This is a genomic window from Calidithermus chliarophilus DSM 9957 (genome assembly GCF_000430045.1).
In the GTDB taxonomy this organism is placed as follows: Bacteria; Deinococcota; Deinococci; order Deinococcales; family Thermaceae; genus Calidithermus; species Calidithermus chliarophilus.
Genome location: NZ_KE387023.1, coordinates 2,735,607 through 2,748,020, shown reverse-complemented (window position 1 = coordinate 2,748,020; position 12,414 = coordinate 2,735,607). Strand labels below are relative to the sequence as shown.

The window sequence follows — 12,414 nt, the reverse complement described above, 5'->3', positions numbered from 1 at the left end:
CGGCGGCCGTTACAGGTTGAAGTACTTCGCCGACGGGTGGTGCACCACGATCGCGCTCGTGGACTGCTCGGGGTGAAGCTGGAACTCCTCGGAGAGCTCCACGCCGATCTCCTGCCACTGCAAGAGGTCCTGGAGGTGCTTCTGGTCCTCCAGGCGCGGGCACGCCGGGTAGCCGAAGCTGTAGCGGCTGCCCTGGTAGCCCTGCTGGAACAGGGCCTGCAGGTCGGTGGCGTCGTCCTGGGCGATGCCGAGTTGCTGGCGCACGCGCTTGTGCCAGTACTCGGCCAGGGCTTCGGCCATCTCGACCGAGAAGCCGTGCCAGTAGAGGTAGTCCTGGTAGCGGTCGGTGCCGAAGAGCTTCGCCGCGTGCTCGGTGGCGGCGCGGCCCATGGTCACGACCTGGCAGCCCAGCACGTCGCGCGCGCCGTTCTCCCAGGCGGCTCGCGGGATCCAGCTTTCCTCGTCGCCCAGCGAGTCGGCGTGGCGGGGGCGGAAGAAGTCGGCGATGCAGAGGTGGCGGCTAGTACCGCCGCGTGCGGCGGCGCCCATCTGGCGGGGGAAGTCGAAGGCGAAGAGCTCGGCGCCGGTTTCGGGGTCGAAGACGACGAGCTTGTTCTTGTCGGAGGCCACGGGCCAGAAGCCGTAGGCCACGGCCGGCTCCAGGGTTCCTTCCCTCATCGCCTGGTCCAGAAGCTCGCGGAAGATGGGCTCGGCCTCGCGCTCGAGCTTCTGGGCATACTCCGCCTTGTCCATCTCGCCCCGGCGGAAGCCCCACTGGCCGCGGAAGAGGGCGTTCTTGTTGACGTACTGGGCGATCACGCCGAGGTCGAGCTCGCCGCCCTGGGTCTCGAGCCTGCCCGCCCGCTGGGGCAGCGTCTTCCCTTCGGCCCGCACCACCTTGCGGCCCCAGAAGGGCGGGCGAGGGACGCGCGGGGCGGGGGGAACGTTGGAGGGGACGTACTCCGAGCCGGCCTCGAGCTTCTCCATCAGGATCTCGTAGGCAGTCTTGTACTTGTGGCCGCTCTGCTCGCGGCTGGTGAGCTTGGGCGGGGCGTGGCCGGTGAGCTCCTCCATCAGTTGCAGGCCGTCGAAGGCGTCGGAGGCGTAGTAGACGGGGCCGGTGGTGTAGGTCTGGCGCAGGTCGTGCTCGACGTAGTGGCGGTTGAGGGCCGCGCCGCCGAGCACCACGGGGATGCGGTAACCCCGCTCGCGCATGTACTCGAGGTTCTCCTTCATCACCACCGTGCTCTTGACCAAGAGGCCGCTCATGCCCACCGCCTGGGGCCGGTGCTCCTCGACGGCGGCCAGGATCTCCTCGATGGGCTTCTTGATGCCCAGGTTCACCACGCGGTAGCCGTTGTTGGAGAGGATGATGTCCACGAGGTTCTTGCCGATGTCGTGCACGTCGCCCTTGACGGTGGCGAGGACCATGGTGCCCTTGTGGACGCCCTCGAGCCGGTCCATCTTGGGCTCGAGGTAGCGCACCGCCGCCTTCATGGTCTCGGCGGCCTGGAGCACGAAGGGGAGTTGCATCTTGCCCGCGCCGAAGAGGTCGCCCACCACCTTCATGCCCTCCAGCAGCACCTCGTTGATGACCGAAACCGGGGTGTAGCCCGCCTGCAGGGCGGCCTCGAGGTCGGCCTCGAGGCCCACCTTGCGCCCCTCGATGATGCGCTTCTTCAGGCGCCCCTCGACGCTGAGCCCGGCGAAGGGGTCGGCGGCGGCCGATCGCTCCACCTTGTTCTTGGCGAAGTAGTCCACGAAGGCGAAGAGCGGGTCGTGGGCCACGGAGCCGTCGGGGTTGAAGGCGCGGCGGTCATAGATGAGGTCGAGGGCGAGCTTGTACTGCTCCTCGGGGATCTGGTTGATGGGCAGGATCTTGCCCGCGTTGAGGATGGCCGCCGTGAGCCCGGCCTTGATGCACTCGTCGAGGAAGACCGAGTTGAGCACCACACGGGCCTGGGGCGAGACCCCGAAGGAGACGTTGGAAACGCCCAGGATGAAGCCCACCTCGGGCAGCAGCTCGCGCACCCTGCGGATGCCCTCGATGGTCCACATGCCCAGCTTGCGGGTGTCCTCGTCGCCCTGGGTGATGGGGAAGGTGAGCAGGTCGAAGAGGATCGAGCTGCCCGGGATGCCGTGGACCTGGGTCAGGCGCTCGTACATCCGCAGGGCGATCTCGACCTTGCGCTCGGGCGTCTTCGCCATGCCCGCTTCCTTGTCCTCGTCGATGGTGAGCGCCACCAGGGCCGCTCCGTGCTGGCGGGCGAGGGAGGCCACCTTGTCGAATTTCTCCAGGCCGTCCTCGAGGTTGACCGAGTTCAGGATGGCCCGGCCCCCCAGGTGCTCCAGCGCCTCCTGCATCACGTCGGTCTGGGTGGAGTCGACCATGATGGGGATTTGAACCGAGGTGGCGAAGCGCTTCACGACCTCGCGCATGTCGCGCACCTCGTCGCGGCCCGTCCAGGCTACGGAGACGTCGAGGACGTGCGCCCCTTCGGCCACCTGCTCCTGGGCGAGCTCGAGCATCCCCTCGAAGTCGCCGGCGAACAGCAGCTCGCGGAACTTCTTGCTCCCCGTGGCGTTGGTGCGCTCCCCCACGATGAGGATGCCGGTGTCCTGCTTGAGCGGCACCGCCTGGTAGAGGCTCGCCACCTGTGCGGGAAACTGCGCCGGGGGCTTCGCGGCCTGTGGATGACCGCCCAGCGCCTCCGCCAGGGCGCGGATGTGCTCGGGGCCGGTGCCGCAGCAGCCGCCCACGACGTTTAGGCCGTACTCGCGCACGAACTTGAGCTGCCAGCGCACCAGTTCGGCCGGGGTGAGGTCGTAGACCACCCGGCCCCCCTCGTTGCGGGGCAGGCCCGCGTTGGGCAGGCAGGAGACCCAGCGGGTGGAGTTCTGGCAGAAGAAGCGGATGTGCGAGTCCATCAGGTCGGGGCCGGTGGCGCAGTTCATCCCGATGACGTCGATGGGGAGGGCCTCGAGCGCGGTCAGGGCGGCATTGTCGTCGGTACCTACGAGCATGGTCCCGGTGGACTCCACCGTGACCTGCACCTGCAGGGGCACCTCGCGCCCCACGTCCTGCATGGCCGCACGCGCCGCCTGCACGGCGCAGCGCACCTGGAGGATGTCCTGGGCGGTCTCGATCAGCAGCACGTCCACCCCGCCCCGGATCAGGCCGCGGGCGGCCACGCGGTACGACCCCAGCATCTCCCGCCAACTGATCTGCCCCAGGCTGATGAGCTTGGTGCCCGGCCCCAGCGAACCGGCCACGAAGCGGGGCTTCTCGGGCGTGGAGAGGCGGTCGGCCTCCTCGCGGGCGATGCGGGCGCCCAGGTAGGCCAGGTCTTCGGCCTCGGCCTCGAGCCCATACTCCACCAGCACGTGGGGGAAGGCCCCGAAAGTGTTGGTCTCGATCACGTCGGCGCCGGCCTCGAGGTAGCTGCGGTGGATGCGGGCGATCACGTCGGGCCGGACCCGGTTGAGCATCTCCGGGCAGCCGTTGTAGGGCTCGCCGCCGTAATCCTCCGCCGTGAGGTCGTACTTGAAAATTTCGGTGCCCATCGCCCCGTCGTAGACCAGCACCCGGCGGGAGAGGGCTTGCAGGTAGGGGAATGCTTCGGCCCGCGCTTCGCGGCGGTAGCCCTCGGCGGTGAGGGGCTCGAGGCCCTGTTCGGCGAAAAAGTCGCGGTATACCAATGACTCCACAGGGGCATTGTAGGCCATCACCCCCGCGACGGGTGAAAGCCGCCGGGCCCAAGCTGGGCATCAGCCGACCGTCAGCTTTTCTCCCCATCATGGGCGCCGTGGAAAAGGCGGAGGTCAAACAGGAGGTGCGGCGGGCGGTGCGCCGGGCCGCCCCAGAGATCGAGGCCCTGGCACGGGCCGGGTATTTCGCCAAGGGGATCGTCTACGGCCTGATCGGGGTCCTGGCGGCCCGGGCCGCCTTTCAAGCCCGCGAGAGCGCCCAGAACACCGACCCACGGGGGGCGCTCGAGCGCGTGGGCGAGCAGCCCTTCGGCCAGGTCATCCTGGGGCTGCTGGCCCTGGGGCTGGCCGGGTACGCCCTTTGGCACGTGGTGCGGGCGGTGCTGGACCCCGAACGCCACGGGCGGGGGCCCAAAGCCTGGGCCAAGCGGCTGGGCTACGCGGTGAGCGCGGGCGTCCACCTGAGCCTGGCCTGGTTCGCCCTCGGCTTCGCCCTGGCGGGCCGCTCCAACGGGCGCGGCAAGAGCGAGGAGGACTGGACCGCCGAATTGCTGCGGACGGACGCCGGCCCCTGGGTCGTGGCGGGGGCCGGCGTCATCATCCTCGGCCTGGCCCTGAGCCAGTTCTACATCGCCTACCGGGCCAGCTTTCTCCGCCGCCTGCACTTCGACGACCTCCCCGAGCCCGCCTACCGCCTGCTCACCCGGCTCGGCCAGGTGGGCATCGCCGCCCGCGGCGTGGTGTTCGCCATCGTGGGCGGGTTCTTGCTCGAGGCCGCCTGGACCGACAACCCCCAGCGCGCAGGAGGCATCGCCGACGCCCTGAGCCTCCTCGAGAGCCGCCCCGCCGGCCCCTGGCTCCTGGGCGTCGTCGCCCTGGGCCTCATCGCCTACGGCATCTTCGTCATCGCCCAAAGCCGCTACCGCATCATCCCGGTCCGGCAAAGCTAGCCTTCGGCAGCGGCTCGCGACGTGTGGCGCTCGAGGTCGAGGGTCGAAGGCCAAGGCGTCTGGCGTTTCGCGTCTTGTGTTTAGCTATCGGCTATCGGCTATGGGCCATCGGCGTTTAGCGTTCGGCTATCGGCGTTCAGCCTCCCACGTCCCCCGTTATGATCATCCCATGCCGAGCCTCACCGAGGGCATATTGCTCACCGACCAGTATCAGCTCACCATGGCGCAGGTCTATTACCGCCTGGGCATCCACGAGCGGCCCGCGCTGTTCGAGTTTTTCTACCGCAAGAACCCCGACTACGGGCAGCACCAGGCCGGGTACGGGGTGTTCGCCGGCCTCGACCCGTTGCTGGAGTGGATGGAGAGCGCCCGCTTCGGGGAAGCGGAGCTCGAGGTGCTGCGCTCGCACAAGACCCGCGCGGGCGAGCCGATGTTCGGCGAGGACTTCCTGCGCTGGCTGGGGCGCAACGGCTCCTTCGACGGGCTGACGTTGCGGGCCGTCGCCGAGGGCCGGGTGGTCCATCCCCAGGTGCCCCTGGTCGCCATCGAGGGGCCGCTGGTGCAGGCGCAGCTGCTCGAGACCGCCCTGTTGAACAAGCTCAACTTCGAGACCCTCATCGCCACCAAGTCCAGCCGCATCCGCGAGGCCGCCGGGCCTGCCGCCTACGTGCTGGACATGGGCTTGCGGCGGGCCGCCAGCGGGGCGGGCAACTCGGCCACCCGCGCCGCGCTGATCGGGGGGGCCAACCGCAGCTCCAACGTGGGCATGTCGCACGAGCTGGGCCTGCAGGCCGCCGGGACCCACGCCCACAGCATGGTGCAGGCCTTCATGGCGCTGGGCATGGGCGAGCTCGACGCCTTCCGGGCCTTCGCCGAGGTCTACCCCGACGACACCGTGCTGCTCGTGGACACGGTGGACGTGCTCGAGAGCGGCGTCCCCAATGCCATCCAGGTCTTCGAGGAGCTGCGGGCCAAGGGCCACAAGCCGGTGGGCATCCGCCTCGACTCGGGCGACCTGGCCTACCTCTCCATCCGCTCGGCCCAACTGCTCGACAAGGCCGGCTTCCCCGACGCCGCGATCGTGCTCTCCTCCGACCTCGACGAGCTGGTGATCTGGCAGATCTACACCCAGATCCGGCAGGAGGCCCCGCGCTACGGCGTGGACGCCGACGCCCTGGTCCGGCGGCTGGTCTTCGGGGTGGGCACCCGCATGGTGACGAGCTGGGGCCAGCCGGCGCTGGGCGGGGTCTACAAGGTGGTGGCGGTGCGCGACGACGGCGAGTGGAAGCCGGCCATCAAGGTCTCGGAGACGCTCGAGAAGGTGCTCAACCCCGGCCACAAGAAGGCCTGGCGGCTCTACGACGACCGCGGGCTGGCCTCCGCCGACGTGCTCACCCTCTCCGACGAAGACCCCTGCGCCGAGCCCACCCTCACCCTGCACCACCCCTCCGACGCGGGCAAGATGCGCCGGGTCAAGACGGCGGCCTGCCGCCTCGAGCCCCTGCAGGAGGAGGTCTGGCGCGGCCAGCGCGTCACCCGGCCGCAGCCGCTCGAGGTCCTGCGCGAGCGCCACCGCAAGGACGTGGAATTGCTCGACCCCGGCGTGCGCCGCCTCATCAACCCCCACACCTACCACGTCTCGCTCTCCAGCCGCCTGTGGCAGCTCAAGAACCAGATGGTCGAGGCGCTGTTACAGGGGAATTGAGCGTTAGAATCGGTCGCGTGGATTACGACCCCGTGGCCGAGTTCTACGCCCTGCAGTACGCCCGCTACACCGACGACCTCGAGTTCTACGCCCGCCTGGCCCGCGACTACGGCGGGCCGGTGCTCGAGCTCGGCGCGGGGACCGGCCGGGTGACGCGGGCCATCGCCCGATCCGGGGTCGAGGTGGTGGCGCTCGAGCCCTCGGGGGCCATGCGGGAGCTGGGGCGACAGCACACCGAGGGCCTGCGGGTGGAATGGCTCGAGGGCGACATGCGCGCCCTGGACCTGGGGCGCAAATTCCCCCTCATCATCGCCCCCTTCAACGCCTTCATGCACCTGTACACCCTCGAGGACCAGGACCAGACCCTCCGGGGCGTGGCCGAACACCTGGAGCCCGGCGGGCGCCTGGCCTTCGACCTCTACAACCCCGCCCACATCGGCCCGTCCGAGGTGCTGCGCTGGGAAGGGAGCTACGAGGGGGGCCTCGAGGTCTTCATCCGCCAGGAACACCTCCCCGCCATCCAGGCCCTCCTGACCCACTACTACCTCGACCGCACCGACGCCAAAGGCGTGGTGCGCCGCCAGACCTTCACCCTCACCCAGCGCTACTTCACCCGCTACGAACTCGAGCGCTGGCTCCGCTCCTACGGCTTCGACTACCGCCTAAAAGGCGGCTTCCACAGCGAAAAATTCGACGCCGACTCGCTGCACTTCTGCATCACCGCCTGGCGGCGGTAAGCACGTGGCCCGTGGCTAGTAGCGTGTGGCTCGTGGTTGACCCCACCCCTTCCCTCCCCGCCGGCGGGGAGGGTTTATCCCCCCCAGCCCCCCTTGCTAAGGGGGGAACAAGGCGTTTGGCGTTTGGCGTTTGGCGTCTTGCGTTTGGCGTTTGGCGTACGGCGTAGGACGTACGACGCACGACCCACGCCCGGCGTTCGGCTATCGGCTATCAGCTATCGACCATCGACCATCGACGTTTTACCTTCCCCGCCCAGCGCGTTAGCATAACCCCATGCGAATTGAAGCTGCCGAGATGAAGCTCATCACCCTGCCGCTGCGTTTCCGCTTCGAGACCTCCTTTGGCGTGCAGACCGAGCGGCACATCATCGTGCTCACGCTCTACGGCGAGGGCCTCGAGGGCTACGCCGAGACGGTCATGGAGCACACCCCCCACTACCGCGAGGAGACCATCGCGGGGGCCTGGGCGCTGTTGGAGGAACTGCTCATCCCGCAGGTGCTGGGCAAGGACATCGCCAACCCCGAGGCGCTGTGGGCGCACATCCGCAACTTCCGGGGCAACAAGATGACCAAGGCGGCGCTCGAGATGGCCTTCTGGGACTTGTGGTGCAAGAGCCTGGGGCAGCCGCTGTGGAAGGTGCTGGGCGGGGTGCGCGAGGAGATCCCGGTGGGGATCAGCCTGGGGATCGAGCCCAGCATCGAGGCCACCGTCGAGAAGGTGGGCAAGGGGCTCGAGCAGGGCTATAAGCGCATCAAGCTCAAGATCAAGCCCGGCTGGGACGTGAAGATGCTGATGGCGGTGCGCGAGGCCTACCCCGACGCCAACCTCACCGTGGACGCCAACTCGGCCTACACCCTCAACCACGTCGCCACCTTCAAGGCCATGGACGCCGCCGGCCTCGACTACATCGAGCAACCCCTGGCCTTCGATGACATCCTCGACCACGCCAAGCTGCAGGCGGCCATCTCCACCTCGATCTGCCTCGACGAGTCGATCACGAGCCCCGAGGACGCCCGCAAGGCGCTCGAGATCGGCGCCGGGCGGGTCATCAACCTCAAGCCCGCGCGGGTGGGGGGCATCCTGGCGAGCCGCAAGATCCACGACATCACCGAGAGCTACGGGCTGCCGGTGTGGATGGGGGGGATGCTCGAGGCGGGCATCGGGCGCGCGGCCAACATCCACGTGGCGACGCTGCCCATGTTCGTCAAGCCCGGCGACACCTCCTCGGCCAGCCGCTACTGGGAGGAGGACATCATCGAGGAGGCGCTCGAGGCCTCCGGCGGCATGATGGCGGTGCCCCAGGCCCCTGGCCTCGGGGTCACGCCCAAGCGCGAGTTCATCGACCGCCTGGCGCTCAAGTCGGCCTACGTCGCCAGCTCCTGAGGTGCCGCCCGACCGATGGAAGTCGTCGTCCGCGAACTGCACGAACCCGGGGAGATCCTCCCCGTCGAGGAGCTCCAGGCGGCCATCTGGGGCGACCCCGACGACGTGATGCCCGCCCGCTCGATGATGGCGATGGCCCACGAGGGCGCTCTGGTGGCCGGGGCTTTCCTGGGCAGCGAGATGGTGGGCTTCGTCTTCGGCTTCCCCACCGCCGACCCCAAGCGCCACCACTCGCACATGATGGGCGTGCTCGAGGCCCACCGCGGCACCCCGGCCGCGCTGCTGCTCAAGCGCTTCCAGCGCGACTGGTGCCTGAGCCGCGGCTACGAGGTGGTGGCCTGGACCTTCGACCCCCTGCGCGGGGTAAACGCCAACTTCAACCTGCGCAAGCTGAGCGTGACCTTCGGCAAGTACATCCCCGACTGCTACGGCGAGATGACCGGCATCAACGCCGGGGCCCCCTCCGACCGCGCCGACGTGGACTGGGAGATCCGCTCGGAGCGGGTCTTCCGGCGCATCTACGCCCCCGAGCCCCTGCCCCACGTCGAGGGCCTACCCTACGCCAACACCGTGCAGGACGAGCAGCCCGTGGCGCTCAACCTGGGCCTGGAGGCCCCCCGCCTGCTGCTGCAGATCCCCGAGGACTGGGGCCAGGTCCTCCAGCACGACAAGGCCCTGGCGCTGGCCTGGCGGGAGCACTCGAGGGCGCTGTTCGGCCACTACTTCGCGCGCGGCTACCGGGTCACCGACTTCGTGCGCTTCCCCAACCGCTACGTGCTGGAGCGTTCGGGATGAGGCTCGAGCCCGAGATCTGGACCGCCGAGGTGGTCTACCTGGGCTTCGGCACCCCCATGCTGCGGGGGGGCCTGGCGGTGGTGGGCGGGCACGTCGCGATGACGGGGGGGCTCGAGGAGCTCCAGCACGCCTACCCCGGCGCACCCGTGGTCCACAAGGGCAGGGCCCTCACGCCGCCGGTGGTCAACGCCCACACCCACCTCGACCTCTCGCGGCTGCCCTACTTCGAGGGGCCCTACGTCGAGTTCATCCGCCACGTCATCGCCAACGGCGCGGGGCGCGGGGTGGAGGCGGCGCGGCAGGGGCTCGAGGAGCTGCGCGCGCTGGCGGTGGGGGCCTTCGGCGACATCGTGGCCCGCGACGCGGTGATGGACTGGCTGCTCGAGCACTCCGACCTCCCCGGCGTGGCCTACCGCGAGGTGATCGGCCCCGACCCCGGCAAGGCCCAGGACGTCTTCGCGGCCCTCAAGCCGCAGTTCCTGGCCTGGAAGAAGCGCGAGGGGCGGGTGAAGGTGGGCATCTCGCCCCACGCCACCCACACCGTGAGCGCTCCCCTGTTCAAGCTCCTGGTGGAGTTCGCCGCCCTCGAGGGCTTCCCCGTGCAGATCCACGTCGCCGAGAGCCCCGAGGAGAGCCGCTACGTGAGGCGGGCCGAGGGGGGCTTCGTGGAGTTCATGCGGCAGATGAAGTTGCCCGTCTGGAACCCCCCCGGCGTCTCCCCCGTGCAGTACCTGGCCGACCTGGGCCTCCTGGGCCCCGGCGTCACGCTGGTCCACGCGGTGCAGGTGGACGAGGCCGACGTGCGGGTGATCGCGCAGGCCGGGTGCCGGGTGGTCTCCTGCCCGCGCAGCAACCGGGGCCTCGAGTGCGGCGAGTTCCCCTGGGCGCTCTACCTCAAGCACGGCGTCGAGGTGGCCCTGGGCACCGACTCGCGCGGCAGCAGCCCCGACCTGGACGTGCGCAACGAGGCCCTGCACCTGTGGGGCAAGGCGGACCCGCGGGTGCTGGTGCGCTCGGCCACCCGCGGCGGCTACCGGGTGCTCGGCCTACAGACCCCCCGCATCACGCGAGGAAGCGCGCTCAGCCAGGTACAATCGTGGTGACGGGGGTTGACCCACGGTGACTTCCGGCAGGTTCGATTGCGGCCCCTCGAGGCTAAGGTGAATTGATGCAGGTCGGCCCCCTGATCCTCTATAGCGGATTCGTCGGCGCGCTCACCGGGTTGGTGGCGGCCCTGATCGCGTTGGGGCTGAGCCTGGTGCAGAACGTGGTGCTGGGCTGGGTGCTGGGCTACCAGCCGCCCGGGCTGCCCGGCGAGGGCGGGCTGGCCCAGGTCTTCACCGGCCCGCGCCTGTGGTTCTTGGCCCTGCTCCCCGCGCTGATCTTCGCCCTGGCTACCGTGGTGGGCACCGGCCACGGCCTGGGCTGGTTCCTCTCGATGTACCGCATCGAGCGGCGCGCGCGCTTCCTCGAGCACCTGCGCTCGAGCCTCGCCGCCGTCTTGCAACTGGGCTCGGGCTCGCCGCTGGGGCGCGAGGGCCCCATGGCCACGATGGGCCTGTGGATCGGCGCGGCCGTCGGGCGGCGCTTCCCCATGGGCGGTTCGGGGCGCTACCTGCCCTTCGCCGGGATGGCCGCCGGGTTCGCCGCCGCCTTCCACGCCCCGCTGGCCGCCGCGCTGCTGGCCTCCGAGATCGTCTTCCGCGGCCTCGCGCTGGAGGTCAGCGCGCTGGCCCCCGCCCTGATCGGGGCGCTGGCCGGGTTCTCGGTGTACGGGGCCATCCTGGGCTACGGCCCCATCTTCGAGATCCAGGTCGGCACCGTGCCCTGGACCTCGCTGGTCTTCGGGCTGGCGGTGGGGCTGCTGTGCGCGGGGGTGGGGGCGCTGTGGCTGGAGGGCAGCTACTGGCTGCGCTTCCTGGTGCGCCGCCTCCCCTACGTCTACCGCCACCTGCTGCTGGGGCTGCTGGTCGGGGCGGTGGTGCTGGCCTTCCCGGCCGCGCTGGGCAACGCGATGCCCTGGGTGCAGCTCGGGCTCTCGCCCATCCTCGAGCTGCGCTTCCTGGCGGTGCTGTTCCTGGTGCAGCTCATCCTGCTGGTGGCGGCGGGCGGGGTGCGGGGCTACGGCGGCTACTTCGGCCCGGCCCTGGCCCTGGGCGGGCTGGTGGGGATCATCGCCTCGAGGATCACCCCGGGCTTCGCCCCGCCCGCCGAGGCCGCGGCCCTGGCCGGGATGGCCGGGCTGCTCGCGGGGATCGCCCGCGCCCCCTTCGCCTCGGTGGTGCTGGCCTGCGAGATCGGCGGCTACAGCGTGCTGCCCGTGGCCCTCCCCGCCGCCTTCGCCGCCTACGCGCTCACCAACCCCACGCGCATGCCCGACCAGGTGGCTATCTTGGAAGATAAGGGTGAGGCAGCGGCCCCTCCGCCTGAAAGCGCTCCGCGTAGCGAACCCCCGCCAGAGTCCCAAGCCGCGCCCGGTTCGCCCTGAAGGCCTCCAAGCTGTAATCCCACTCGTAGAAGTCGCGGTACAGGCTGAAGACCTGCTCGGCCACCGCCTGCCCCTCCTCCCCGATGTCCACGTAGACCGCGGGGCGGTGGATGTCCTCGCGGTAGTAGTGCAGCAGCCGGATGCGGCTGCGGTGGGCCTCCCCCACCAGCTTGGGGATGCGGCAGAACTTGAGCGCCGAGAGCGTGGCGGTGTAGGCCGCCCGGTGGTCGGGGTGGACGTCGTGGGGGTCCCAGGTGAACACCACGTCGGGCTTCCAGGCCGCGATCAGCCGGGCGACCGATAGCGCCTCCTCGCGCCCCCCCGTGAGGCCGGTGTCGGGGTAGCTCAAGAACTCGTACTCGGCCCCCAGGATGCGGGCCACCTCCCGGCCGTGGCCCTCGCGCACCACCGCGACCTCCTCGGGCGGGGCATCCCCGAACTGGCTCGCCAGTTCGCCCCTCGTGAGCCACACCAACTTCACCGCGTCGCCACGCAGGGCGTGGCGGGCCAGGGTTCCGGCCGTACCGATCTCGTCGTCGGGATGAGGGAAGATCGCCATCAGACGCATAGGGCGCAGTCTAACCCGCCCTGCCCCTCGGTGAGAGAACCGTGCGCTAGACACACCCCCGGCGGTGTGCTACATTCAT

At 69.9% G+C, this 12,414-nt stretch carries 9 protein-coding genes; 7 read left to right on the top strand and 2 right to left on the bottom strand.

Features of this window, described 5'->3' with window-relative positions; all coding sequences use genetic code 11:
- Positions 1 to 9: 9 nt before the first annotated feature.
- Positions 10 to 3,726, bottom strand: a complete 3,717-nt coding sequence (gene metH / locus MEICH_RS0113255; RefSeq protein WP_027893037.1) for a methionine synthase — start codon at positions 3,724 to 3,726, stop codon at positions 10 to 12.
- 80 nt (positions 3,727 to 3,806) lie between these two features.
- On the opposite strand from metH, the gene MEICH_RS0113250 reads away from it, so the two are divergent.
- From MEICH_RS0113250 to MEICH_RS0113220, 7 genes are all read left to right on the top strand, one after another.
- Complete coding sequence (locus MEICH_RS0113250) at positions 3,807 to 4,658, top strand: DUF1206 domain-containing protein (RefSeq protein WP_169730670.1); 852 nt, start codon at positions 3,807 to 3,809, stop codon at positions 4,656 to 4,658.
- A 169-nt stretch (positions 4,659 to 4,827) separates the two neighbouring features.
- Positions 4,828 to 6,363, top strand: a complete 1,536-nt coding sequence (locus MEICH_RS0113245; RefSeq protein ID WP_027893035.1) for a nicotinate phosphoribosyltransferase — start codon at positions 4,828 to 4,830, stop codon at positions 6,361 to 6,363.
- Between the two features lie 17 nt (positions 6,364 to 6,380).
- Positions 6,381 to 7,100, top strand: coding sequence for a class I SAM-dependent methyltransferase (locus MEICH_RS0113240; RefSeq protein ID WP_027893034.1), 720 nt, complete (start codon positions 6,381 to 6,383; stop codon positions 7,098 to 7,100).
- 274 nt (positions 7,101 to 7,374) lie between these two features.
- Positions 7,375 to 8,484 (top strand): o-succinylbenzoate synthase, encoded by a 1,110-nt coding sequence (gene menC / locus MEICH_RS0113235; RefSeq protein WP_027893033.1) that lies wholly within the window; start codon positions 7,375 to 7,377, stop codon positions 8,482 to 8,484.
- Positions 8,485 to 8,499: 15 nt separating this feature from the next.
- Positions 8,500 to 9,279 carry a chorismate synthase gene (locus MEICH_RS0113230; RefSeq protein WP_027893032.1) on the top strand — a complete coding sequence of 260 codons (780 nt, stop codon included), beginning with the start codon at positions 8,500 to 8,502 and terminating at the stop codon, positions 9,277 to 9,279.
- On the top strand, positions 9,276 to 10,382 hold the full coding sequence (locus MEICH_RS0113225) for an amidohydrolase family protein (protein ID WP_027893031.1): 1,107 nt from the start codon (positions 9,276 to 9,278) through the stop codon (positions 10,380 to 10,382). Before MEICH_RS0113230 ends, MEICH_RS0113225 begins: the two co-directional genes overlap by 4 nt.
- A 65-nt stretch (positions 10,383 to 10,447) precedes the next feature.
- On the top strand, positions 10,448 to 11,767 hold the full coding sequence (locus MEICH_RS0113220) for a chloride channel protein (protein ID WP_027893030.1): 1,320 nt from the start codon (positions 10,448 to 10,450) through the stop codon (positions 11,765 to 11,767).
- On the opposite strand, the gene MEICH_RS0113215 is transcribed toward MEICH_RS0113220, so the two are convergent.
- The gene (locus tag MEICH_RS0113215) at positions 11,667 to 12,335 is read right to left on the bottom strand and encodes a PIG-L deacetylase family protein (protein WP_027893029.1); all 669 of its coding nucleotides are present in this window, start codon (positions 12,333 to 12,335) and stop codon (positions 11,667 to 11,669) included. The two genes, MEICH_RS0113220 and MEICH_RS0113215, sit on opposite strands and share 101 nt — an antisense overlap.
- Positions 12,336 to 12,414: the final 79 nt, after the last annotated feature.